The sequence below is a fragment of the Streptomyces koelreuteriae genome (assembly GCF_018604545.1).
Taxonomy (GTDB): domain Bacteria; phylum Actinomycetota; class Actinomycetes; order Streptomycetales; family Streptomycetaceae; genus Streptomyces; species Streptomyces koelreuteriae.
On record NZ_CP075896.1, the window covers coordinates 6,240,167 to 6,263,294 of the forward strand.

The window sequence follows — 23,128 nt, forward strand, 5'->3', positions numbered from 1 at the left end:
CATTCCCGGGAAGACCGGGAATGAGCCGTTTTCCGGTTCCCGGCGTGTGTGCGAGCATGAAACGAAGCCGTAAATCGAGCGCCCGGCCCGGAATGAATCCGCGGCCCCGCCGGTTGGACACGTCGGCAAGCAGTCTCCGTACAACCCGGGAGAGATGTAGATGTCCGTATCGGACGAGACCACCACCGTCAGCGACGGCATCATCCTGACCGACGCCGCCGCGGACAAGGTCAAGACCCTGCTCGACCAGGAAGGCCGCGACGACCTCGCGCTGCGCGTCGCCGTCCAGCCCGGCGGCTGCTCCGGCCTGCGCTACCAGCTCTTCTTCGACGAGCGTTCCCTCGACGGCGACGTCGAGAAGGACTTCGGCGGTGTGAAGGTCGTCACGGACCGCATGAGCGCCCCGTACCTGATCGGTGCCACGATCGACTTCGTGGACACGATCGAGAAGCAGGGCTTCACGATCGACAACCCGAACGCGACCGGCTCCTGCGCCTGCGGCGACTCCTTCAGCTGAGCCCGCCGGGCCGCCACCGAGCGGCAGCGGACATGACGAAGGCGGCGGCCCCCTCCGACGGGGCCGCCGCCTTCGTGTTCGCTACCTGCCCGGGCCGGTCCTAGCGCTCCCGCGTGGGGGGAGCCGGCAGCCGCGCGCCCTCCTTGGCCAGCGGGACCGCCTTGCCGTCCGAGTCCACGACCGCACGGTCACCCAGCGGCTCGTCCAGCCGCACGGTCTCCTGGAACTTCTTCGCGACCATGATGCAGACCTTGTCCGGCCACGCGGTGGAGGTCACCTCGACCGTCACCTCGCCGCCCTTCTCGCTCGCCTTCACGTCGTAGTCGGCGCACACCCCGCCCATGAAGGTCACGGTCAGCTCGTCACCCTCGGCCCGGTAGCCGTCCACCTCGACGTCGCGCGGCGAGGGGGCCGACGTCGCCTTGTCACTCGGCTCGCTCGGCGCGGAGGACGTCAGATACTTCGGGTCGACCGCCGGGTACGTCACCGTGAACGGGTCCTTCGCCCCCGGCGCCGTCACCTCGAACAGCCAGGACGGCACCAGCGCCTGGCGCCCGTCCACGAAGTGCGAGGCCAGTCCGAACACCGCGCCCTCGACCGTGACGGAGTCCTGCTGCCCCTGCCCGGGAGAGCCGCTCGCGGATGATCCGCAGGGCTCCTCCAGCCGGTCCTTCAGCGGCACGGCGCTCGCACAGCCGCCGATGCCCATCCGGTGATCGCTCGTCGGCCGCTCCTCCATCAGCTCCAGCGCCTTCTTGGCACTGACCACGGGGTACGTGTCCCCCTCGGCCGGCGCCTTGAGCTGACCGCTGCCGCCGACGACCTCGCCCTCGGAGCCGACCGTGACCCCGGTGTTCCAGCCGTGCGTCGGCAGTCCGCCGATCTCGGGAGCGGCGTTCACCACCCGCTGGGCGCCCATGACCTGGCTCGCGTCCAGCTTCGCGGCGTCCTGCCCCAGCGCCTTCAGCACCGGCGCCGCGGCCTTCTCGGCCTCCGCCTCGCTCACCGGGCTGCCGCCGGACTGCGGAGCCGTGCAGGTGTCGGTGCCCTTGCAGTCGTCGGTGCCCGGGGCGTAGCGGTTGAACGTCCAGGCTCCCGGCGCCTGCTTGTTCACCTGGAGACTCGGCCCCGAACCGTCCTGACCGGCTCCGACCTTCCAGGCCTCGCCCTGCGTCACCGGCGTTCCCTCGACCCCGAGGGCCTTCGCCAGCCGGGCCACGTCCTCCTTGGTGACCTCGCCCTGCGCCCGGTACACCGGCGCCTCGCCGGGGCCGTCCGGCAGCGCGCCGCCGAGCTTGTAGGTGGCGCCGTAGGGGTTGGGTTCACCGGGCGCGATGCCGTTGCCCTCGCCGGAGGTCGAATCCGAGTACCCGTCGAGCGCCAGCGGCGGGGGAGTGTCGTCCCCGCCGGGCGCGCCGGACGTCTGCCCGTCGCCCGACCCACCGGCCACGTTGGTGGCGAGCCAGGCCCCGCCCCCGCCGATCAGCAGTACGGCGGCGGCGACGGAGGCGATGATCGCGGGCGTCCGGGGCCGACCGCCGCCCGGGTGGACCAGGTCCTCCTCGCTGCGGGGCAGCTCGCTGTCCGGCGTGCCGGTGTCACGGAGCGGGTCGGTGTCGTCCGGCGTCGCGGCGGCTTCTGATTCGGCCTTCGCTGCCGTGTCCGCGTCGGTGTCCGGTTCTGTTTCGGCTTCCCCTTCTGCTTCCGCTTCCGCTTCCGGGGCCGTGTCGTCCTTACGGGCCTCGGACTCACGCACCTCGGATGCCTCCGGAGCGGGAGCCTCAGGGGCCTGATCGGCGTCGGCGTCCTGCTCCGTCTCAGCGACCCCGGGCGTGTCGGCCTCACGGGGCTCGGCGGCCTCGGTCGCGTCCTGCGCGTCCGCCGAACCCCGTTCACCGTCACAGACGCCCCCGGTGTCACGGGCAGGGTCGGCGGCTCCGGCGCCGCCCGCTTCCCTGGCGTCGTCGTCGTTGTCGGGTCGCTCGGTGTTCACCGCATCGCTCCTTCGGCTGCACAGCCGTCCCATGGGACCCGGACCGGTCACTCACGGGCGGCTGGTGGGTCGTATCCCGCCTCCCCTTTACGGGGGACAGCGATGGGACGCAGCGGGGGAGCACACGGTTCCCGCGGGGGGCCGGTCAGTCCCCGTAGTCCGACATGGCGTCGAGCAGCCGGGCCGACGCCGTGGGTACGGTCACGCCGTGGATCAGGGCCGGCGAGACGGGCCGGGAGGCGATGCGGTCGGGAGCCGCCCAGTGGGGAGCCATCCGCGCCCCGTCACCCGGCAGCGAGGCGAGATCGCCTTCGAGGTCGACCGGAACGGGTACCTGGACCTTGAGGTTCGTCATAGCCGCACCGTAGGCACGCTCGAGCTCGCGGAGAAAGATCTACTATCGGGTAGTTTCGCTGCCTTCAGCGCCGGCCCGTCCACCCGATAGCGTGAAGTGTCAAGGCCCGCCTCCCTCAGGAGAATCCACGCCGTGCGCATCGCAGTCACCGGCTCCATCGCCACCGACCACCTCATGACCTTCCCCGGTCGCTTCGCCGACCAGCTCGTAGCGGACCAGCTGCACACGGTCTCGCTGTCGTTCCTGGTCGACAAGCTCGACGTCCGCCGCGGCGGCGTCGCCGCGAACATCGCGTTCGGCATGGGTCAGCTCGGCACCCGGCCGATCCTGGTCGGCGCCGCGGGCGCGGACTTCGACGAGTACCGCGCCTGGCTCGACCGGCACGGCGTCGACACCGACTCCGTCCGTATCTCCGACACGCTGCACACCGCCCGCTTCGTGTGCACGACCGACGCCGACCACAACCAGATCGGCTCCTTCTACACGGGCGCCATGAGCGAGGCCCGCCTCATCGAGCTGAAGACCGTCGCCGACCGGGTCGGCGGACTCGACCTGGTCTCCATCGGCGCGGACGACCCGGAGGCGATGCTCCGCCACACCGAGGAGTGCCGCTCCCGGTCCATCCCGTTCGCCGCCGACTTCTCCCAGCAGATCGCCCGGATGAACGGCGAGGAGATCCGCATCCTGCTGGACGGGGCGACGTACCTCTTCTCCAACGAGTACGAGAAGGGCCTCATCGAGACCAAGACCGGCTGGAGCGACTCCGAGATCCTGTCCAGGGTGGGTCACCGCGTCACCACCCTCGGCGCGCGCGGCGTCCGCATCGAGCGGGTCGGCGAGGACCCGATCGAGGTCGGCACGCCGGACGAGGAGCGCAAGGCCGACCCCACGGGCGTCGGCGACGCGTTCCGCGCGGGCTTCATGTCGGGCCTGGCGTGGGGTGTCTCCCTGGAGCGGGCCGCGCAGGTCGGCTGCATGCTGGCGACCCTCGTCATCGAGACGGTGGGGACGCAGGAGTACCAGCTGCGGCGGGGGCACTTCATGGAGCGATTCACCAAGGCGTACGGCGACGAGGCGGCGACCGAGGTTCAGGGGCATCTGGCCTGACCGTTGCCGAGTTCAGGGGCGTGGGGGCTGGTCGCGCCCACGCGGCGGAGCCGCACATCGATACAGCCCCGCGCCCCTGGGTTTCTCAGCTCACCCGGCGGATCAAGTATGCCGTTCCCTTGTCCGCCGGCTCCTCCCCTACGTACTCCTGGCCCCGCATCTCGCACCACGCGGGAATGTCCAGCCGCGCCGCCTCGTCATCGGACAGGACCCGGACCAGGCCCCCCACCGGCACATCGCCGATCACCTTCGCCAGCTCGATCACGGGGATCGGGCACCGCTTGCCCAGGGAGTCCACGACGAGGACGTCCGCCTCCCGCACCACCGCCCCGGAGACCGGCGCCCCCAGCTTCTCCCGCACTCCCGCCACAGCCCCCGGCAGTACGGCGAGGAACCGCTCCACATCCTCCTCCGCCGCCCCGACCGGCAGCGACACCCGCACATTGCCCTCGCTCAGCACGCCCATCGCCCGCAGCACATGGCTCGGCGTCAGCGTGCTGCTCGTGCAGGACGATCCGGACGAGACGGAGAAACCCTCCCGGTCCAGCTCGTGCAGCAGAGCCTCCCCGTCGACATAGAGACAGGAGAAGGTGACGACCCCGGGCAGCCGGCGCACCGGGTCCCCGACCACCTCGACGTCGGGCACCAGCCCCGGTACCCGGGCCCGGATCCGCTCCGTCAGCTCCCGCAGCCGCGCGGCCTCCGCGGCGGCCTCCGCCCGTACGGCCCGCAGGGAAGCGGCCGCGGCCACGATCGCCGGAAGGTTCTCGAAACCGGGCGCCCGCCCCGACTCCCGCTCGTCCACCGGCCCTTGCGCCGAGAACCGCACACCCTTGCGCACGACGAGCAGCCCGACCCCGGACGGCCCACCCCACTTGTGCGCACTGGCCGTGAGCAGCGACCAGTCCCCTTCCACCGGCCCCCAGCCGAGCGACTGCGCGGCGTCCACCAGCAACGGCACCCCGGCCTCCCGGCACCGTCCGGCCACCGCCGCGACGGGCTGCTCCGTGCCCACCTCGTGATTGGCCGACTGGAGACAGGCCAGCGCGGTGTCCGCGCGCAGGGCGTCGCCGTACGCCGCCGGGTCCACCGCCCCGCCCCGGTCGACCGGCACCTCGGTGACGGACCCGCCGCCCGACTCGTGCACCTCGGCCGAATGGAGGACAGAAGAATGTTCGACCGCCGACACGATCAGGTGGCGCCCGACCCGCCGCCGCCCGGCCAGCGCCCCCGCAATCCCCGTATGCACCGCACGCGTTCCGGACGAGGTGAACACCAGCTCGTCCACCCGGCACCCCACCGCCTCGGCAGCGGCCTCCCGAGCGGCGTCCAACAGCATCCGAGCCCGCCGCCCCTCCCTGTACAACCGCGCCGGATCCGCCCACCCCTCATCAAGGGAGGCCAGCAGAGCCTGCCGGGCAACAGAATGAAGCGGAGCACCAGAAGCAGCATCGAAGTAGGCCACACAGCAACGCTAGAACGTGCAGCTGGGAGATGCCCCAAGGGGCACGGGCCTGAGACATCTGCGGCTCCGCCGCGGGGCGCGACAAGCCACAACGACCGCCGCACCCGCCAATCAAGCGAACACCCCACCCCACTAGGCACCCCTCCTAGAGAACCCCCGGAGGGCGTCGGCTAGGGTTTGGTCCGCATAAACATCCAAACCCCTGCCCGACGCAGGGCGGCGACCGACCAGCGAGAAGGCCAGGCCGCAGCCGATCCGCGCGGGCGAGACTCTCGGGAAGGCGCTACGTGAGTCCCAACGGCTCCGACCGCTCGCCGCGGCGCCCGATGCGGCGGAAGCTGCTGCAGGCACTGACCGCGGGCCTGGTCTTGGCGACAGCCACCGGTTGCTCGTACAACTGGGAAGACTTCCCCCGCCTTGGTATGCCCACCCCGACCACGGAAGAGGCTCCTCGGATCCTCTCCCTGTGGCAGGGGTCCTGGGCGGCTGCGCTCGCCGTTGGCGTGCTGGTGTGGGGTCTGATCCTGTGGAGTGCTTTCTTCCACCGGCGCAGCCGCACCAAGGTCGAAGTTCCCCCACAGACCCGGTACAACATGCCCATCGAGGCGCTGTACACCGTGGTCCCGCTCATCATCGTCTCGGTGCTGTTCTACTTCACCGCCCGTGACGAGTCCGAGCTGCTCAGCCTCAAGAAGAAGCCCGACGTCACGGTCAACGTGGTCGGCTTCCAGTGGAGCTGGTGCTTCAACTACATCGAGCCCGTCGCGGGTTCCACCGGTGACGCCAAGACCTCCAAGGACCTGGACGCGATCCCGGACCGGTTCAAGGAAGACTTCCCGGCGAACGCCGGCGGCGCCTACGACTGCGGCACCCCCGGTACGCGGAACCCGCAGAACGGCAACCCCGGTCCGACGCTCTGGCTGCCCAAGGGCAAGACGGTCCGCTTCGTGCTGACCTCGCGTGACGTCATCCACTCCTTCTGGGTGGTGCCGTTCCTGATGAAGCAGGACGTCATCCCGGGCCACACCAACGCCTTCGAGGTGACCCCCAACAAGGAGGGCACCTTCATGGGCAAGTGCGCCGAGCTCTGCGGCGTCGACCACTCTCGGATGCTGTTCAACGTGAAGGTCGTCTCCCCCGAGCGCTACGAGCAGCACCTCAAGGACCTCGTGGACAAGCAGCAGAACGGTTACGTTCCTGCCGGCATCGCGCAGACGAGCCACGAGAAGAACCGGGAGACGAACAACCTGTGAGCATCCTCAACGAACCCCAGGGTGCCGCGGCAGCAGGGTCCCACTATGCGGACGAGTTGCCGGTCAGGCGCCAGAACCGCGGCAGTGTCGTGGTCAAGTGGCTGACGACGACCGACCACAAGACGATCGGCACGATGTACCTGATTACATCGTTCGCCTTCTTCGTCATCGGTGGCGTGATGGCGCTGTTCATGCGCGCCGAGCTGGCCCGGCCGGGTCTGCAGATCATGTCGAACGAGCAGTTCAACCAGGCGTTCACGATGCACGGCACGATCATGCTGCTGATGTTCGCGACGCCGCTGTTCGCCGGCTTCGCGAACTGGATCATGCCGCTGCAGATCGGCGCGCCCGACGTGGCGTTCCCGCGGCTGAACATGTTCGCCTACTGGCTGTACCTCTTCGGCTCGCTCATCGCGGTCGGTGGCTTCCTCACCCCGCAGGGCGCGGCCGACTTCGGCTGGTTCGCCTACAGCCCGCTCTCGGACGCCGTCCGCAGCCCGGGCATCGGCGCCGACATGTGGATCATGGGTCTGGCCTTCTCCGGCTTCGGCACCATCCTCGGCTCGGTCAACTTCATCACCACGATCATCTGCATGCGCGCCCCGGGCATGACGATGTTCCGCATGCCGATCTTCGTGTGGAACGTGCTGCTGACCGGTGTGCTGGTCCTGCTCGCCTTCCCGGTCCTCGCGGCCGCGCTGTTCGCCCTGGAGGCGGACCGCAAGTTCGGCGCCCACATCTTCGACTCCGCCAACGGCGGGGCGTTGCTGTGGCAGCACCTCTTCTGGTTCTTCGGCCATCCAGAGGTGTACATCATCGCGCTGCCGTTCTTCGGCATCATCTCCGAGGTCATCCCGGTCTTCTCCCGTAAGCCGATGTTCGGTTACACGGGTCTGATCGGCGCGACCATCGCGATCGCGGGTCTGTCCGTGACGGTGTGGGCCCACCACATGTACGTCACCGGCGGTGTGCTGCTGCCGTTCTTCTCCTTCATGACCTTCCTGATCGCGGTCCCGACCGGTGTGAAGTTCTTCAACTGGATCGGCACGATGTGGAAGGGCTCGTTGTCCTTCGAGACACCGATGCTCTGGGCGACCGGCTTCCTGATCACCTTCACCTTCGGTGGTCTGACCGGTGTCATCCTGGCCTCGCCGCCGATGGACTTCCACGTCTCCGACTCGTACTTCGTGGTCGCGCACTTCCACTACGTCGTCTTCGGCACCGTGGTCTTCGCGATGTTCTCCGGCTTCCACTTCTGGTGGCCGAAGTGGACCGGCAAGATGCTGGACGAGCGCCTCGGCAAGATCACCTTCTGGACGCTGTTCATCGGTTTCCACGGCACGTTCCTGGTCCAGCACTGGCTGGGTGCCGAGGGCATGCCGCGCCGTTACGCGGACTACCTCGCGGCCGACGGCTTCACCGCGCTGAACACGATCTCGACGATCAGCTCGTTCCTGCTCGGCATGTCGATCCTGCCGTTCTTCTACAACGTGTGGAAGACGGCCAAGTACGGCAAGACGGTCGAGGTCGACGACCCGTGGGGCTACGGCCGCTCCCTGGAGTGGGCCACCTCCTGCCCGCCGCCGCGCCACAACTTCATCACCATGCCGCGGATCCGCAGCGAATCCCCGGCGTTCGACCTGCACCACCCGGAGATCGCCGCTCTCGACCAGCTCGAGAACGCGGGGCACGGCGAGAAGGCCCTCGCCGGCGGCAAGGAGGCCGGCAAGTGAAGATCCAGGGCAAGATGTTCATGTGGCTGAGCTTCTTCGTCCTCGTCATGGCGGTCGTCTATGGCGTGTGGTCGAAGGAGCCGGTAGGTACCACGGCCCTCTTCATGACCTTCGGCCTGTGCATCATGATTGGCTTCTACCTCGGCTTCACGGCCAAGCGGGTCGACGTCGGCGCACAGGACAACAAGGAGGCGGACGTCGCGGACGACGCCGGCGAGGTCGGGTTCTTCAGCCCGCACAGCTGGCAGCCGCTGTCCCTGGCCATCGGCGGCGCCCTGGCCTTCCTGTCGGTCGCCATCGGCTGGTGGCTGATGTACTTCTCCCTGCCGATCATCCTGATCGGCGTCTGGGGCTGGGTCTTCGAGTACTACCGCGGTGAGAACCGCACCCAGTAACACGCGCCCAAATGCCACAGGGGCCCGGACACTCCGCGAGGAGCGTCCGGGCCCCTGCCGCATGCCGCCCTTCCGCCGCAATATGTGTCACTCGTACGAGTCTCTCGGCGTGCCGCCGTTGACGGGCCTTCCTAGCGTGAGGTCATGAGCCACTCAGCGATACCCCGGCCCCGCACCGTCGTCGGTTGCACGCTGCTGGTGATAGCCCTCAGCGCGGGCGTCACCACCGCCTGCGGCGCGGACGGCAACCCGCTCTCCCACCGTCCCTACGACGCGGCGGACCAGATCTCCTTCAACGGCCCCGTGGAGGGCCGCGAGAAGGCCGACCCGGACAAGCCCCTGGAAGTGGTCGCCGAGGACTCCGACGGGCGCATCACGGACGTCACGGCCTACGACGCCACCGGACGCTACCTGGCGGGCGAACTCGCCGCCGACGGCAGCCGCTGGCACAGCACCGCGCCGCTCGCCGCCAACGCCGGCTACACGGTCCGGGTGAGCACCGAGGACGAGGACGGCGCGCCCGGCCGCAAGGTCCTCACCTTCGACACGGGCAAGCCCACCACCAAGAAGCGCCTGGACGTCACCTTCGGCCCCAGGACGGGCACCTACGGCGTCGGCCAGCCCGTCACCGCCGAGCTGAGCCGGGCCGTCAAGGACAGGGCCCAGCGGGCCGTCGTCGAACGCGCGCTCAAGGTCAGCTCCATGCCCGCCGTGGACGGCGCCTGGCACTGGGTGGACGAGAAGAAGCTCCACTACCGCCCGAAGGACTACTGGCCCGCACAGGCCACCGTCCAGGTCCGCAGCAACCTGGAGGGCATCAAGATCGGCGACCGGCTGTGGGGCGGCGGCAAGGCCAAACCGCTGACCTTCAGCACCGCCGACAAGCTCATAGCCGTCACGGACGCCTCGGCCCACCAGATGACGGTCTACAAGAACGACGAGATCATCCGCCAGATACCGGTGACCACCGGTATGCCCGGCTACGACACGCGCAACGGCGTCAAGGTCGTCCTGGCCAAGGAAGGCACCGTCCGCATGACCAGCGCCAGCATCGGCGCCTCGGACTTCTACGACCTGATCGTCCACCACTCGGTGCGGGTCACCAACAGCGGCGAGTACGTCCACGCCGCCCCCTGGTCGGTCGGCTCCCAGGGAGCCGCCAACGTCAGCCACGGCTGCACCGGCATGAGCACCGAGAACGCCGCCTGGTTCTACGACACCGTACGCGAGGGCGACATCGTCAAGGTCATCAACTCCGGCGGCGACACCATGGCCCCCTTCGGCAACGGCTTCGGCGACTGGAACCTCGACTGGCAGAAGTGGCGCACAGGCAGCGCCCTCCTCGGCGGCACCCCGGACGGCCCCGCAGAGGCCGACAGGGCCCGTCTACGCCCTCAGAGCATCTGACCTGAAGGGGCGCGGGGAACTGTGCGAACAACCCCCACACACCCGCACCCGCCACACAACCGGCAGCCCCGAGCCCTCAGGCGTTCAGAGCCTTCTTCTCCCGCAGCAAAGCAGCCAGCGCGGCCGCGAACTCCACCGGCTCCACCGGCAGCGTCACAGCCGACTCCGCCCGACTCCAGGTCGCCAGCCACGCATCCTGCGGCCGCCCGATCAGCAGCAACACCGGCGGGCAGTGGAACACCTCGTCCTTGATCTGCCGGCAGACCCCCATGCCGCCCATCGGCACGGCCTCACCGTCCAGCACACAGACATCGATCCCGCCCCGGTCCAGCTCCCTGAGCACCGCGTCCGGGGTCGCGCACTCCAGGAACTCCACCACGGGAACATCCGGCGCCGGCCGCCGTCCCGTGGCCAGCCGCACCTGCTCGCGGGTGTTGGAGTTGTCGCTGTAGACCAGCACCGTGGCGGTCGGCTGCATTGTTCCTCCGTGACGTCAGCGTCGTAAGGACAGGCCCGATGGGCGGGATGCTACTCCCTTGAACACCACGTCAACACCGGTACGACAGGCGAAGACACTCCGAACGGCACCCCCCGGAGTGAGGGCGGGATAAGCGACCGACATAATGTCGGTCGTGGCGACAGCAACGACAGCAGAAACCGGGCACGCGCACCCGTCGGTCAATCGGCCGAACCTCACCAGCGTCGGAACCATCATCTGGTTGAGTTCCGAGCTGATGTTCTTCGCGGCCCTCTTCGCGATGTACTTCACCCTGCGATCGGTGACCGGTGCCGAGCACTGGAAGGAGATGGCCGGCCATCTCAACTTCCCGTTCTCGGCGGCGAACACCACCATCCTGGTGCTCTCCTCCCTCACCTGCCAGCTCGGCGTCTTCGCCGCCGAGCGCGGTGATGTGAAGAAGCTCCGGATGTGGTTCATCGTCACCTTCGTGATGGGTGCGATCTTCATCGGCGGTCAGGTCCTCGAGTACACGGAGCTGGTCAAGGAGGCGGGCCTGTCCCTGTCCTCCGACCCCTACGGCTCGGTGTTCTACCTGACGACCGGCTTCCACGGCCTGCACGTGACGGGCGGCCTCATCGCCTTCCTGCTGGTCCTCGGCCGGACCTACGCGGCCAGCAGGTTCACCCATGAGCAGGCGACGGCCGCGATCGTCGTGTCCTACTACTGGCACTTCGTCGATGTCGTCTGGATCGGCCTCTTCGCCACGATCTACATGATCAAGTAGCAGGGCCCGCATCCACGCGTGCTCCATGAAGCGCGCATCCCAGAAGCATCGACGCAGAAGATCCTGACACCGGGGTAATCCGTGAAAAAGCTCTCCGCACGACGACGCCACCCGCTGGCGGCGCTCGTCGTCCTACTCCTCGCGCTGGCATGCACCGGGGGGCTGTATGCCGTGTTCGCACCGACGAGCCCGGCGAAGGCCGACGAAACCGCCCAGTCCCTCACCATCGAGGAGGGCAAGAAGCTCTACTCGGTCGGCTGCGCCAGTTGCCACGGCACCGGCGGTCAGGGCACCTCCGACGGGCCGAGCCTGGTGGGTGTGGGCGCGGCATCGGTCGACTTCCAGGTGGGCACGGGCCGTATGCCGGCCGCCACCTCGCAGGGCCCGCAGGTCCCGAAGAAGAAGAACATCTACTCGCAGGCCGAGATCGACCAGCTCGCGGCGTACATCGCCTCGCTGGGTGCCGGTCCGTCCGTTCCGACGGAGGAGCAGTACGGCCCCGAGGGCGCCGACATCGCCAAGGGCGGTGAGCTGTTCCGCACCAACTGCGCGCAGTGCCACAACTTCACCGGCAAGGGCGGCGCGCTGACGCACGGCAAGTACGCGCCGACCCTCGAGGGCGTCTCCGCGAAGCACATCTACGAGGCCATGCAGACCGGCCCGCAGAACATGCCGTCCTTCCCCGACACCACGCTGTCGGAGAAGAACAAGAAGGACATCATCGCTTACCTCGACGCGGTCAACAGCGACCAGACCGAGAGCCCCGGCGGCCTCGAGCTCGGCGGCCTCGGGCCGGTCAGCGAGGGCCTGTTCGGCTGGATCTTCGGTCTCGGCGGACTGATCGCCGTCGCCGTGTGGGTCGCCGCCCGGACCGCAAAGGCCAAGAAGTCATGAGTAGCCAAGACATTCCAGAAGAGAACCTGCCCGCCGAGCACGCGGGACGTGACGAGCACGGGCACGACGCGGTGAGCGTCCCGGACGACAAGCACCCCTTCGCCGACCCGGGCCTGCCTCCCCACGAGCACCGGATCCAGGACATCGACGAGCGGGCCGCCAGGCGGTCCGAGCGTACGGTCGCCCTGCTGTTCACGGTGTCGATGCTGGCCACCGTCGCCTTCATCGCCGCGTTCGTGGCGATCCCGGTCGACAAGTCGGTCTTCATCTTCCCGCTGGGTCACATCAGCGCGCTGAACTTCGCGCTGGGCATGACGCTCGGCATCGCGCTGTTCTGCATCGGCGCGGGCGCCGTCCACTGGGCGCGCACCCTGATGTCCGACGTGGAGGTCGCCGACGAGCGGCACGCGATCGCGGCGACGCCCGAGGTCCGCGAGAAGGTCTTCGCGGACTTCAAGCAGGGCGCCAAGGAGTCGGCGCTCGGCCGCCGCAAGCTGATCCGCAACACCATGCTCGGCGCGCTCACGCTGGTGCCGCTCTCCGGCGTCGTGCTGCTGCGCGACCTCGGCCCGCTGCCCGGCACCAAGCTCCGCCACACCCTGTGGTCCAAGGGCAAGCTGCTCGTCAACATGAACACGGACGAGCCGCTGCGTCCCTCGGACGTCGCGGTCGGTTCGCTGACCTTCGCCAAGCCCGAGGGCCTGGAGGAGCACGACCACGATTTCCAGAACGAGATCGCCAAGGCCGCCCTGATGATCGTCCGGATCCAGCCGGAGAACATCAAGGACAAGCGCGAGCTCGAGTGGTCGCACGAGGGCATCGTCGCGTACTCGAAGATCTGCACCCACGTCGGTTGCCCGATCTCCCTGTACGAGCAGCAGACGCACCACGTGCTCTGCCCCTGCCACCAGTCCACCTTCGACCTCTCCGACGGTGCCCGAGTGATCTTCGGTCCCGCCGGTCACGCCCTGCCGCAGCTCCGCATCGGCGTGAACGACGAGGGCTATCTTGAGGCGCTCGGCGACTTCGACGAGCCCGTCGGCCCTGCTTTCTGGGAGCGCGGATGAGCACTGCACAGACACGCCGCAAGGCACCCGCGGGTGAGCGGGTCGCCGACTGGGCCGACGGCCGCCTCGGGATCTACTCCCTGGCCAAGGCCAACATGCGCAAGATCTTCCCGGACCACTGGTCCTTCATGCTGGGTGAGATCTGCCTCTACAGCTTCATCATCATCATCCTCACGGGTGTGTATCTGACGCTGTTCTTCCACCCGTCGATGAACGAGGTGGAGTACCACGGCAGTTACGTCCCGCTCCAGGGGCAGCTGATGTCGGAGGCGTTCGCCTCCACCCTGGACATCAGCTTCGACGTCCGCGGCGGTCTGCTGATCCGGCAGATCCACCACTGGGCGGCGATCATCTTCCTCGCCGGCATGTTCGTGCACATGATGCGCGTCTTCTTCACCGGCGCGTTCCGCAAGCCGCGCGAGATCAACTGGATGTTCGGCTTCCTGCTGTTCGTCCTCGGCATGTTCACCGGCTTCACCGGCTACTCGCTCCCGGACGACCTGCTCTCCGGCACCGGTGTCCGCTTCACGCAGGGCGCGATCCTGTCCGTGCCGATCGTGGGCACGTACATCTCGATGTTCCTGTTCGGCGGGGAGTTCCCGGGCACCGACTTCGTCGCCCGGTTCTACTCGATCCACATCCTGCTGCTGCCGGGCATCATGCTCGGGCTCGTGGTCGGCCACCTGATCCTGGTCTTCTACCACAAGCACACCCAGTTCGCGGGTCCCGGACGGACCAACAAGAACGTCGTCGGCATGCCGCTGCTGCCGGTCTACATGGCCAAGGCCGGAGGCTTCTTCTTCCTGGTCTTCGGTGTCATCGCGGCCCTCGCCGGCATCGCGACGATCAACCCGATCTGGGTCCTGGGCCCCTACCGTCCCGACCAGGTGTCGACCGGTGCCCAGCCCGACTGGTACATGGGCTTCGCCGAGGGTCTGATCCGCGCGATGCCTGGCTGGGAGGTCAACTTCTGGGGCCACACACTGGTCCTGGGCGTGTTCATCCCGCTGGTGCTCTTCGGTGTCTTCCTCGGGATCATCGCCCTCTACCCGTTCATCGAGTCGTGGGTCACCGGGGACAAGCGCGAGCACCACATCCTGGACCGGCCGCGCAACGCCCCGACCCGTACCGGTGTGGGTGTCGCCTGGATCACCGGCTACATCATCATGCTGATCGGCGGTGGCAACGACATCGTCGCCACGCACTTCCATCTGTCGATCAACGCGGTCACCTGGTTCGTCCGGATCGGGTTCTTCGTCGGACCGGTCCTCGCGTTCATCGTCACCAAGCGCATCTGCCTCGGCCTGCAGCGCCGGGACAAGGACAAGGTGCTGCACGGCCGTGAGTCGGGCATCATCAAGCGCCTGCCGCACGGTGAGTTCATCGAGGTGCACGAGCCGCTCAGCCAGGAGCAGATGTACACGCTCACCGCGCACGAGCAGTACCAGCCGGCCGAGATCGGTGCGACGACCGACGAGAACGGTGTCGAGCGCAAGGTGAAGGGCTCCGAGAAGCTGCGCGCCAAGCTCAGCGAGTCCTACTTCGGCGAGGGGGCCCAGATCCCCAAGCCCACCCCCGAGGAGTACCGGGAGATCACGAGCGGCCACGGCCACCACTGATCGCTGCTTCGCCACGCCACAGAAGGGCCTCGTCCGGTGTTCGGACGGGGCCCTTCGTGGTGCCCGGGGCTGGATAGGGTGGGACCACTGCTTTACGCGACGTACGACGACCCAGGAGCGGCTGATGAGCGCTGTGACCCCCGCTGGAGGCGACACCGCGGCGGGCCGCTCCTGGCCCGCCCTGCTGAACGGCCTGCTGGACGGCAGGCACCTGAGCGCGGACGACACCGCCTGGGCGATGGACCGGATCATGCGCGGCGAGGCGACCGAGGCGCAGATCGCGGGCTTCGTGGTGGCCCTGCGGGCCAAGGGCGAGACCGTCGAGGAGATCAACGGCCTCGTCCGGACGATGTACGCGCACGCCAATGTGATCGAGGTGCCCGGGGCGACGGTCGACATCGTCGGCACCGGCGGTGACGGCGCCAAGACGGTCAACATCTCCACGATGTCCTCGATCGTCGTCGCCGGCACGGGCGCGAAGGTCGTCAAGCACGGCAACCGCGCCGCGTCCTCGGCGTCCGGGGCCTCCGACGTGCTGGAGAAGCTCGGCGTCAATCTGGAGCTGCCCCTGCACCGGGTCGCGGAGGTCGCCGAGGAGGCCGGGATCACCTTCTGTTTCGCGGTGAAGTTCCACCCGGCCCTGCGCCACGCGGGCGCGGCCCGCGGCCAGCTCGGCATCCGTACGGTGTTCAACGCGCTCGGCCCGCTGACCAACCCGGCCCGGGTGCGTTCCCAGGCCGTCGGTGTGGCGGACCCGCGCATGGCACCGATCGTCGCGGGCGTCTTCGCCGAGCGCGGCAACTCGTCCCTGGTCTTCCGGGGCGACGACGGCCTGGACGAACTGACCACCACCGCCACCTCCCGGGTGTGGATCGTCCGCGACGGCAAGGTCACCGAGGAGCCCTTCGACCCGCGCGACGTGGGCCTCGAACTGGTCCCCGTGGAGGCCCTGCGCGGCGCGGACGCCTCCTACAACGCCGAGGTCGCCCGCCGTCTGCTGGAGGGCGAGACCGGCCCGGTCCGCGACGCGGTCCTGCTGAACTCGGCGGCCGCGCTGGTGGCCCTGGAGCCGACGGCGGCACCGCTGGCCGACCAGGTCCGTGCCGGGATGGCGAAGGCCGCGGAGTCGATCGACTCAGGGGCCGCGAAGCGGACTCTGGAGCGCTGGGTGGCCGCGAGCAACGCCTAGCGGATTTCGTACGGCGTCCCGCGATCCGGACTCGGGTTGCGGGACGCCGATCTTTTCCCGTACTTTCCTGATCAGGTCATGAGTGACAGTCATGAGGCCCCGGCCGACTGTCCGGCAACCCTCCGTCCGTGGCGGGGTGCCCCGGGTGAAGACCAGGCCGCAGGCAGCGAGGTCTGTGGCAAGCGCGTGACGAGGAGTTTCTCGTGAACCAGCGAATGCGATAGGGCCGCAGAGCCCCGCCTCCGCACCCCCTTTTTCCTTCGCCCCCGCTCGAGCCGCATGCGCTCGCGGGCGGATTCCACCTGCCTTCACGGGAGTTCCCCCATGTCTGTCTCCACCGCTGCCGCCGACCGGTCCGTTTGTGCCTCGCTGCCCGTTCTCGGCCGGGATGTCACCGTGCCGCTCGTGACCGGCGGCGAGGTCACCTACGCCGCGCTCGACTACGCCGCCAGCGCCCCGGCGCTCCAGCGCGTCTGGGACGACGTCGCCGCCTACGCGCCGTACTACGGCAGCGTCCACCGCGGTGCCGGGTACCTGTCCCAGCTCTCGACCGACCTCTTCGAGAACGCCCGGCGGACCGTCGCGGACTTCCTCGGCTGCCGGGACGGCGACCAGGTGGTGTTCACCCGGTCCACCACCGACTCCCTGAACCTCCTAGCCGCCGCCCTCCCGGCCGACTGCCAGGTCTTCGTCTTCGAGACCGAGCACCACGCCTCCCTGCTGCCCTGGCGGAACGCGCGCGTCACCTACCTCGACGCCCCGAGCAGCCCGCGCCAGGCCGTCGAGACCCTGGAGCGCGCCCTCGCCGACCGCGAGCCCTACGGCCCGGCCCTCGTCTGCGTCACCGGCGCCTCGAACGTCACCGGCGAGCTGTGGCCCGTACGGGAGCTCGCGGCGGCCGCGCACGCCCATGGCGCGCGGATCGTGCTGGACGCCGCCCAGCTCGCCCCGCACCACCCGGTGTCCGTCCGGGACCTCGACGTCGACTGGGTCGCCTTCTCCGGGCACAAGCTGTACGCGCCCTTCGGCTCCGGTGTCCTGGCCGGCCGGTCCGACTGGCTGCGCGAGGCGGACCCCTACCTCGCGGGCGGCGGTGCCTCGCGCAAGGTCGCGCGGCGTACGGACGGCGGCGTCGACGTGGAGTGGCACGAGAGCGCCGCCCGGCACGAGGCCGGCTCCCCGAACGTCATCGGCGCCTACGCCATCGCCTCCGCCTGCGCGGCGCTCACCGAGGCCGGGTTCGACAACCTGGTCGCGCGCGAGCGGTACCTGATCGAGAAGGTGCGTACGGGCCTCGCCGAGGTGCCGGAGGTCCGGATCCTCTCCCTCTTCGGGGACGACGCCCCGCGCGTCGGTGTCCTCTCCTTCGTCGTCGAGGGCTGGAACAGCTCCCACTTCGCCGCCGCCCTCTCCGCCGAGTACGGCATCGGGGTGCGCGACGGGCTGTTCTGCGCCCACCCCCTCCTGCGGACCCTGCTGGGCAGCGACCCGCAGACCCAGGGCGAGTGCGGCGCCCCGGAGGCGGCTCCCGGCGAGAAGTCCCTCAACGCCATCCGCGTGAGCTTCGGCGCGGGCACGCCCGACGAGCACGTCGACCGGTTCGTGAGCGCCGTCAAGGAGCTGGTCCAGGACGGCGCGCGGTGGAACTACCGCACGGAGGACGGCCGTTGCGTCCCGGACACCTCCGCCTGAGCCGGTAGCCGGGCGCCCAGGACGATCATCCGCAGGGCGCGTTCGGTCGCGTCCGTGAGGAGTTCGGAGGCCCGGATCAGGGCCTCCGCCAGGGCCATCGGCGCCGGCAGGATGCCGCTGCACGCGTCCACGCCCGGCACCTCGTGCGCGCCCTCGCCGAGGGTGCCCGCGAGGGCCAGGACCGGGCGGCCGTGGAGCTTGGCCCGGCGGGCCACCTCGGCCGGGACCTTGCCGCGCGGTGTCTGGTGGTCCAGGGCGCCCTCGGCGGTGACGACCAGGTCGGCGCGGGCCAGCCGGGCGTCCAGGTCGAGATGGTTCAGCAGCACGTCGAAACGGGGGAGGAGACGCGCGCCCAGGGCGGCGAGACCGGCGCCCAGACCGCCGGAGGCCCCCGTGCCGGGACCGGAGCGGAGATCGGTGTCCGGGACGGCGACATCGCGGGTGAGGACGAACGCCCAGTTCTCCAGGCCGGCCGACAGCTCCTCGACCTGAACCGGCGTCGCGCCCTTCTGCGGGCCGAAGACCCGGGCGACGCCCCGCTCGCCGCACAGCACGTTGTAGGGGTTGCAGGCGACGAGCAGCTCCACCTCCGCCAGCCGGGAGTCCAGGCCCCGCGGATCGATGCGGTGCAGACGCGCCAACGCGGCTCCACCATGCGGCAGTTCCCGGCCCTCCTCGTCCAGGAGCCGGGCCCCGAGCGCTTGGAGCGCGCCCGCGCCGCCGTCCGAGGTGCCCGAGTCGCCGCAGCCGACGAGGATCCGCCGGACGCCCAGGTCGAGCGCGGAGCGGATCAGCTCGCCCACGCCGTAGGTGGTGGTGGCGCCCGGGTCGCGCAGGTCGCGCGGGACGAGGGAGAGGCCCGCGACCGCCGCCATCTCCACCACCGCCGTGTCCCCGGAGCCCAGCAGGGCGAAATGGGCGCCGATGGTGTCCCCGACGGGGCCGGTGGCGGGCACGGTGACGAGCCGGCCGCCGGTCGCCGCGGCCAGGGCGAGGGCCGTGCCCTCGCCGCCGTCGACCAGCGGAACCAGGTCGATCTCGGCGTCGGGCAGGACACGGCGGACGCCCGCGGCGATGGCGTCGGCCGCCGCCTCCGCGGACAGTGACTCCTTGAAGCCACTGGGGGCTACGACGACACGGGTCAGCATCAGGACTCTCCTCAACGGGTGACGGACACGCCGAGCAGCGGCCACACCGCGACGGCGAAGAGCAGGACGAGGGCGGCGGTCAGCGGCGCCAGGAACGCGGACAGCCGCAGCAGGTCACGCGGGGTGTAGGTGGGGGTGCCGGGGACCTGCGCGAAGAGCGTCACCGGCTTGGCCGAGGCGGGCAGGGTGTGGCAGAAGCCGGCGGCGGCCGTGGAGGCGAGCGCGGCGGCGACCGGGTTGACCCCGACGCCGATCGCGGCGGCCACCACCAGCGGGACCAGCACCGACGAACGGGCCGAACGGGACTGCAGGACCAGATGGGCCGCCGTACTGACGGCGATCACGATCGCGAGGAACAGCACCGGCGATTCACCCGTGGGCAGCCCCGAGACCAGCCACTTCGCCGCCCCCGAGTCGGCGAGCGCGACGCCCATCGCCATCGTCGCCGCCATGAACAGCAGCAGCGACCAGGGGACGGTCTTCAGGGCGTCCTTCAGACGGACGGTGCCGAGCGCGGGGGAGGAGGCGATGACGGCGCCGATCAGCGCGACCAGGGCGGGTGGCACCCGGTGCAGCGGCTCAGCGCACCACAGCAGCACCACCGTGGCCAGGAGCAGGGCGCAGAGCTTCTCGGCCTGGCTCCAGGGGCCGGTCACCGGCTGCTCGCTGTGCTGCTGGATCTGCTCCGGGGCGATGCTGACCGGGCCCCGGCGATCCGCCCGCCGGGTCGTCGTCAGCAGCACCAGCTCGGCGGCCAGATGGGACGAGGCCACGGCCAGCGGCAGCCCCAGCAGCAGCCACTGAGTGAAGCCGATGTGCTGCCCGGTCGTCTCCCACAGCACCGACACGGTGATCAGATGCGCGCCCGCACCGATCAGTGTTGCCACCGCCGACAGAAGGATCACGGTCGGGAACAGCAACGCCAGCATCACCACCAGTCGCTTCCGGTCGGCGAGAACCTTCGCGAGGGCCAGGAACACCGGCAGCGCGAGCGCGGCCCGGCCGGAGGTGGCGGGCACCGCGAACGCCGTGACGACCAGCGCGGCCGTCGTCAGGTGCACCAGCTGCCGTACGGTGCGTGCCCCACTGACCAGGAACACCGCCGCCCGGCCCGCGAGCCCGGTCCGACTCACCGCCGCCGCCAGCACGAACGCGCAGATCAGCAGCCACACCGTGTCGTCCCCGAGCGTGCCGAACAGGGTGTCACTGCTGATCACCCCGGTCACCGTGAGCGCGAGCCCGGCACCCAGCGCGATATAGGTGTCGTCGATCGACGTCCCGATCCACGCACAGGTCGCCAGCACGAACACGCCCAGCGTGAATCGGGCGTCACCGCCGAGTCCCGGGAAGTTCACGGGTATCGCGAGCAGCGCACACAACGACAGCGCCACGCACAAGGCGATGGTGGAGCGCAGATTCAGGGTCACGCCATCGAGGATTCGCCCGGGCGGTGAGTCGTCGATGAGTTCCACATGAAGGAACCTTCACTACGGTGCCCCAGGGGCGCGGGGAACTGCGCGACCAGCCACAACGAGCCCGCACCCGGCCAACTCGACGACGTGGCACTACGGCACCCGATACCCCATCCCCCGCACCGTCTCCACCCGCTCCGCCCCCAACTTCTTCCGCAGCGTCCGCACATACACATCCACGATGTTGGATCCCGGATCGAAGTCGTACCCCCACACATGCGACAGGATCTGCTCCCGCGACAGCACCTGCCCGGGATGCCGCAGGAACAGCTCCAGCAGCACGAACTCACGCGCCGTCAGATCAACCGTCCGCTCCCCGGACCGCGCACGCCTGGTACGGAGATCGAGGCTCAGGGAGCCCGACCGAAGCACCGTCACCTCCGGCGCCCGCGCCGCCGTACGGAGCCTCAGCCGCACCCGGGCGAGCAACTCCTCGAAGCGGAACGGCTTGGTCATCCAGTCGTCGGCGCCGCCCTCCAGGCCGGCCACCGTGTCCCGTACGGAGTCCCGCGCGGTCAGCACGATCACCGGCACCGACACCCGCGCCTCCCGCAACTCGCGCAGGATGGTGAAGCCGTCCCGGCCGGGCAGCCCGATGTCCAGGACGACGAGGTCGAAGCCGCCGGTCAGGGCGTACTCGTACCCCGCGTCGCCGTCGGTGACGACGGTCGTGGTGAAGCCGTTGGAGCGCAGGCCCTTCTCCACGAAGGAGGCGATGCGCTCCTCGTCCTCGACGATGAGGATGCGGTTCACGAGGGGTCCCCTTCCGGTGCCCGGGGTGCGTGGTGCAGGACGAGGGCGAAGCCGGCGCCGCCACCGGGCGGGTCGTAGAGCCGTACCCGCCCCCGGTGGCCCTCGGCGATGGCCTTGACGATGGACAGCCCGAGGCCCGCGCCGGAGCCCCGGGTGCCGCGGCGGGCCGTGCCGCGCCGGAAGCGTTCGAAGATGACCTCGGCGTCCTGGGGCTGCACCCCGGGGCCGGTGTCGGCCACGAACAGCTCCAGGTCCGGGCCCTCGGTGCGGGAGCCGATGCGGATGGTCTGGCCGGTGGTGGTGTGCTGCACGGCGTTCTGGGCGAGCTGCACCATGGCCTGGGTGATCCGCTGCGGATCCAGCTCGGCCTCCAGGTCGGCGACCCCGTCGAGCTGCCAGTCGCGTTCGCCCAGGGTGCGGGCCTTGACGTAGACATCGGCGGTGAGTTCGGCGACCTGGACCGGCTCGGGGGTGACGAAGTCGGGGCGCTCCGCCTTGGCGAGGAGCAGCAGGTCCTCGACGATGCGGCTCATCCGGTCCAGCTCGTCGGTGACGAGCCGGACGGTCTCCTCGCGTTCGGCAGGGTCGTCGCCCATCAGCTCCAGATGGCCGCGCACGATGGTGATGGGGGTCCGCAGTTCGTGCCCCGCGTCGTCGACGAACTCGCGCTGCGCGGCGAAGGCCCGCTCCAGCCGGTCGAGCATGCCGTTGAAGGTGACGGCGAGGGCCGCTATGTCGTCGTTGCCGTGCACCGGGATCCGCCGGGTGAGCCCCTGCTCGGTGAGCTGCGCCGCCGCGCTGCGCACCACCCGCACCGGTTTGAGGATCCGCCCGGCGACCGCCCAGGCGATGCCGACGGTCAGCAGCAGGGCGACCCCGGAGATGACGAGCAGTATGCGGAACATGTCGTTCACCCGGGCCTGTTCGCGTTCCGGGTGGAAGGCGACGACGAACGCGGCCTCCGGCGCCCGGCCCTGCTGGGCCACCGTGACCTTCGCCCAGCGGATCTCGCCCTCGGGACGCCGGAGCACCCCGGAGGACTCGGGCGAGTCGAAGACGGCGCGCTTGGCGGCGGGATCCCGGTGCAGGGGCAGGGCGACGGGCAGGTCGTGCCGCTGGCGGATCTGCCGGGGGTCGCCGCCCGCCCGGCCGACCAGGCCGATCAGCTCCTCGTCCGCGTCGGGGTACTGCCGTTCCAGGAACACCGTCAGCAGGCGGTTCGCGTCGGTGAACGGGCGGCCTGTCTGCGGATCCCCGCCCCGTTCCTCGAAGTTGGCGAACTCGCCGGTCTCCTGGGTGAGCAGGCGGTTGATCCGGTTGTCGACGTCCCGCAGCAGGAAGGAGCGGGTGGTCATGGCGACCGAGGCGAGCGCCACCGCCATCACCAGCAGCAGCCAGAGCAGGATGCGGACCCGGGCGGAGACCCGCCGCCGGCCGGGGTCAGTTGTCGGAGCCGGGTCCGTCGTCGCCGGGTCCGTCGTCCCCGTTGCCCTGGCCGCTGTCGTCGTCATCATCGTCACCAGCCGAGCTGTCGGTCACCGGAGGCCGCGAGACGACCTCGTCGCCGGGCGTGGGTTTCGGGGTGGGCCCGAGCGTGGAGGTGGGGGTGGGTGTGCCGCTGTCCAGCTCCACCTGCTGGGACGGGACCTTCGGCGACCGGGGGCTGTCCGCGAGGGCGTAGCTGGTCGCCGCGATGCCCAGGGGGATCAGCACGACCGCGGAGAGGGCGGCCATACGACGGGAGAATGCCATGCGCCCGATCCTGCGGACGGAACCCGCCGCGGATGATGAACCCCGGATGAAGAACCCTTCATCCGGAGCCGGT

The 23,128-nt window shown here is 69.9% G+C and carries 21 protein-coding genes and 1 riboswitch; of the genes, 12 read left to right on the forward strand and 9 right to left on the reverse strand.

Features of this window, described 5'->3' with window-relative positions; all coding sequences use genetic code 11:
* The first annotated feature begins 160 nt into the window (after window positions 1-160).
* The gene (gene erpA, locus KJK29_RS28085) at window positions 161-517 is read left to right on the forward strand and encodes an iron-sulfur cluster insertion protein ErpA (protein WP_215121962.1); all 357 of its coding nucleotides are present in this window, start codon (window positions 161-163) and stop codon (window positions 515-517) included.
* A gap of 100 nt (window positions 518-617) precedes the next feature.
* Here erpA and KJK29_RS28090 read toward each other — a convergent pair whose 3' ends face one another.
* Together KJK29_RS28090 and KJK29_RS28095 are read right to left on the reverse strand one after the other, a co-directional pair.
* The gene (locus KJK29_RS28090) at window positions 618-2,510 is read right to left on the reverse strand and encodes a hypothetical protein (protein WP_215121963.1); all 1,893 of its coding nucleotides are present in this window, start codon (window positions 2,508-2,510) and stop codon (window positions 618-620) included.
* A gap of 145 nt (window positions 2,511-2,655) precedes the next feature.
* Window positions 2,656-2,865, reverse strand: a complete 210-nt coding sequence (locus KJK29_RS28095; protein ID WP_215121964.1) for a hypothetical protein — start codon at window positions 2,863-2,865, stop codon at window positions 2,656-2,658.
* 132 nt (window positions 2,866-2,997) lie between these two features.
* On the opposite strand from KJK29_RS28095, the gene KJK29_RS28100 reads away from it, so the two are divergent.
* Window positions 2,998-3,972 (forward strand): carbohydrate kinase family protein, encoded by a 975-nt coding sequence (locus tag KJK29_RS28100; protein WP_215121965.1) that lies wholly within the window; start codon window positions 2,998-3,000, stop codon window positions 3,970-3,972.
* Window positions 3,973-4,057: 85 nt separating this feature from the next.
* On the opposite strand, the gene KJK29_RS28105 is transcribed toward KJK29_RS28100, so the two are convergent.
* A complete protein-coding gene (locus tag KJK29_RS28105; RefSeq protein ID WP_215121966.1) occupies window positions 4,058-5,437 on the reverse strand; it encodes a cysteine desulfurase/sulfurtransferase TusA family protein in 1,380 nt (459 codons plus the stop codon).
* 287 nt (window positions 5,438-5,724) lie between these two features.
* On the opposite strand from KJK29_RS28105, the gene ctaC reads away from it, so the two are divergent.
* The 4 genes from ctaC to KJK29_RS28125 all read left to right on the forward strand — a co-directional run bounded on the left by ctaC (window position 5,725) and on the right by KJK29_RS28125 (window position 10,225).
* A complete protein-coding gene (gene ctaC / locus KJK29_RS28110) occupies window positions 5,725-6,690 on the forward strand; it encodes an aa3-type cytochrome oxidase subunit II (protein ID WP_215121967.1) in 966 nt (321 codons plus the stop codon).
* The gene (gene ctaD / locus KJK29_RS28115) at window positions 6,687-8,423 is read left to right on the forward strand and encodes an aa3-type cytochrome oxidase subunit I (RefSeq protein ID WP_215121968.1); all 1,737 of its coding nucleotides are present in this window, start codon (window positions 6,687-6,689) and stop codon (window positions 8,421-8,423) included. The genes ctaC and ctaD overlap by 4 nt, the downstream gene beginning before the upstream one ends.
* Entirely contained in the window at window positions 8,420-8,818 is a 399-nt protein-coding gene (locus KJK29_RS28120; protein WP_215121969.1) for a cytochrome c oxidase subunit 4, read from the forward strand. Before ctaD ends, KJK29_RS28120 begins: the two co-directional genes overlap by 4 nt.
* A 144-nt stretch (window positions 8,819-8,962) precedes the next feature.
* Complete coding sequence (locus KJK29_RS28125) at window positions 8,963-10,225, forward strand: L,D-transpeptidase (RefSeq protein WP_215121970.1); 1,263 nt, start codon at window positions 8,963-8,965, stop codon at window positions 10,223-10,225.
* A 76-nt stretch (window positions 10,226-10,301) separates the two neighbouring features.
* Here KJK29_RS28125 and KJK29_RS28130 read toward each other — a convergent pair whose 3' ends face one another.
* Window positions 10,302-10,703, reverse strand: a complete 402-nt coding sequence (locus tag KJK29_RS28130; RefSeq protein ID WP_215121971.1) for a response regulator — start codon at window positions 10,701-10,703, stop codon at window positions 10,302-10,304.
* 145 nt (window positions 10,704-10,848) lie between these two features.
* Between KJK29_RS28130 and ctaE the strand changes: the two genes are divergently transcribed.
* The 6 genes from ctaE to KJK29_RS28160 all read left to right on the forward strand — a co-directional run bounded on the left by ctaE (window position 10,849) and on the right by KJK29_RS28160 (window position 17,930).
* Window positions 10,849-11,469 (forward strand): aa3-type cytochrome oxidase subunit III, encoded by a 621-nt coding sequence (gene ctaE / locus KJK29_RS28135; protein WP_215121972.1) that lies wholly within the window; start codon window positions 10,849-10,851, stop codon window positions 11,467-11,469.
* Window positions 11,470-11,550: 81 nt separating this feature from the next.
* The gene (gene qcrC / locus KJK29_RS28140; protein WP_215121973.1) at window positions 11,551-12,363 is read left to right on the forward strand and encodes a cytochrome bc1 complex diheme cytochrome c subunit; all 813 of its coding nucleotides are present in this window, start codon (window positions 11,551-11,553) and stop codon (window positions 12,361-12,363) included.
* Window positions 12,360-13,430 carry a cytochrome bc1 complex Rieske iron-sulfur subunit gene (gene qcrA, locus KJK29_RS28145; protein ID WP_215121974.1) on the forward strand — a complete coding sequence of 357 codons (1,071 nt, stop codon included), beginning with the start codon at window positions 12,360-12,362 and terminating at the stop codon, window positions 13,428-13,430. Before qcrC ends, qcrA begins: the two co-directional genes overlap by 4 nt.
* Window positions 13,427-15,049 carry a cytochrome bc1 complex cytochrome b subunit gene (gene qcrB, locus KJK29_RS28150; protein ID WP_215121975.1) on the forward strand — a complete coding sequence of 541 codons (1,623 nt, stop codon included), beginning with the start codon at window positions 13,427-13,429 and terminating at the stop codon, window positions 15,047-15,049. The genes qcrA and qcrB overlap by 4 nt, the downstream gene beginning before the upstream one ends.
* 124 nt (window positions 15,050-15,173) lie before the next feature.
* Window positions 15,174-16,238 carry an anthranilate phosphoribosyltransferase gene (trpD, locus tag KJK29_RS28155; protein WP_215121976.1) on the forward strand — a complete coding sequence of 355 codons (1,065 nt, stop codon included), beginning with the start codon at window positions 15,174-15,176 and terminating at the stop codon, window positions 16,236-16,238.
* A gap of 74 nt (window positions 16,239-16,312) precedes the next feature.
* Window positions 16,313-16,429, forward strand: a riboswitch (SAM riboswitch).
* 133 nt (window positions 16,430-16,562) lie between these two features.
* The gene (locus KJK29_RS28160; protein WP_215121977.1) at window positions 16,563-17,930 is read left to right on the forward strand and encodes an aminotransferase class V-fold PLP-dependent enzyme; all 1,368 of its coding nucleotides are present in this window, start codon (window positions 16,563-16,565) and stop codon (window positions 17,928-17,930) included.
* On the opposite strand, the gene KJK29_RS28165 is transcribed toward KJK29_RS28160, so the two are convergent.
* From KJK29_RS28165 to KJK29_RS28185, 5 genes are all read right to left on the reverse strand, one after another.
* Window positions 17,885-19,078, reverse strand: a complete 1,194-nt coding sequence (locus tag KJK29_RS28165) for a glycerate kinase (protein ID WP_215121978.1) — start codon at window positions 19,076-19,078, stop codon at window positions 17,885-17,887. The two genes, KJK29_RS28160 and KJK29_RS28165, sit on opposite strands and share 46 nt — an antisense overlap.
* Window positions 19,079-19,089: 11 nt before the next feature.
* On the reverse strand, window positions 19,090-20,505 hold the full coding sequence (locus KJK29_RS28170) for an SLC13 family permease (RefSeq protein WP_215121979.1): 1,416 nt from the start codon (window positions 20,503-20,505) through the stop codon (window positions 19,090-19,092).
* 138 nt (window positions 20,506-20,643) lie between these two features.
* Complete coding sequence (locus tag KJK29_RS28175; RefSeq protein WP_215121980.1) at window positions 20,644-21,303, reverse strand: response regulator transcription factor; 660 nt, start codon at window positions 21,301-21,303, stop codon at window positions 20,644-20,646.
* Window positions 21,300-22,814, reverse strand: coding sequence for a sensor histidine kinase (locus KJK29_RS28180; protein ID WP_215124497.1), 1,515 nt, complete (start codon window positions 22,812-22,814; stop codon window positions 21,300-21,302). The genes KJK29_RS28175 and KJK29_RS28180 overlap by 4 nt, the downstream gene beginning before the upstream one ends.
* Window positions 22,744-23,055: a small secreted hydrophilic protein gene (locus KJK29_RS28185; RefSeq protein ID WP_215121981.1), complete on the reverse strand. Its 312-nt coding sequence runs from the start codon at window positions 23,053-23,055 to the stop codon at window positions 22,744-22,746. Before KJK29_RS28185 ends, KJK29_RS28180 begins: the two co-directional genes overlap by 71 nt.
* Window positions 23,056-23,128: the final 73 nt, after the last annotated feature.

Coding starts and splice junctions, on each gene's coding strand:
- erpA (WP_215121962.1), top strand. CDS start 161: ATGTCCGTATCGGACGAGACCACCACCGTCAGCGACGGCATCATCCTG.
- KJK29_RS28095 (WP_215121964.1), bottom strand. CDS start 2,865: ATGACGAACCTCAAGGTCCAGGTACCCGTTCCGGTCGACCTCGAAGGC.
- KJK29_RS28125 (WP_215121970.1), top strand. CDS start 8,963: ATGAGCCACTCAGCGATACCCCGGCCCCGCACCGTCGTCGGTTGCACG.
- KJK29_RS28130 (WP_215121971.1), bottom strand. CDS start 10,703: ATGCAGCCGACCGCCACGGTGCTGGTCTACAGCGACAACTCCAACACC.
- ctaE (WP_215121972.1), top strand. CDS start 10,849: ATGTCGGTCGTGGCGACAGCAACGACAGCAGAAACCGGGCACGCGCAC.
- qcrA (WP_215121974.1), top strand. CDS start 12,360: ATGAGTAGCCAAGACATTCCAGAAGAGAACCTGCCCGCCGAGCACGCG.
- qcrB (WP_215121975.1), top strand. CDS start 13,427: ATGAGCACTGCACAGACACGCCGCAAGGCACCCGCGGGTGAGCGGGTC.
- trpD (WP_215121976.1), top strand. CDS start 15,174: ATGAGCGCTGTGACCCCCGCTGGAGGCGACACCGCGGCGGGCCGCTCC.
- KJK29_RS28160 (WP_215121977.1), top strand. CDS start 16,563: ATGTCTGTCTCCACCGCTGCCGCCGACCGGTCCGTTTGTGCCTCGCTG.
- KJK29_RS28165 (WP_215121978.1), bottom strand. CDS start 19,078: ATGCTGACCCGTGTCGTCGTAGCCCCCAGTGGCTTCAAGGAGTCACTG.
- KJK29_RS28180 (WP_215124497.1), bottom strand. CDS start 22,814: ATGACGACGACAGCGGCCAGGGCAACGGGGACGACGGACCCGGCGACG.
- KJK29_RS28185 (WP_215121981.1), bottom strand. CDS start 23,055: ATGGCATTCTCCCGTCGTATGGCCGCCCTCTCCGCGGTCGTGCTGATC.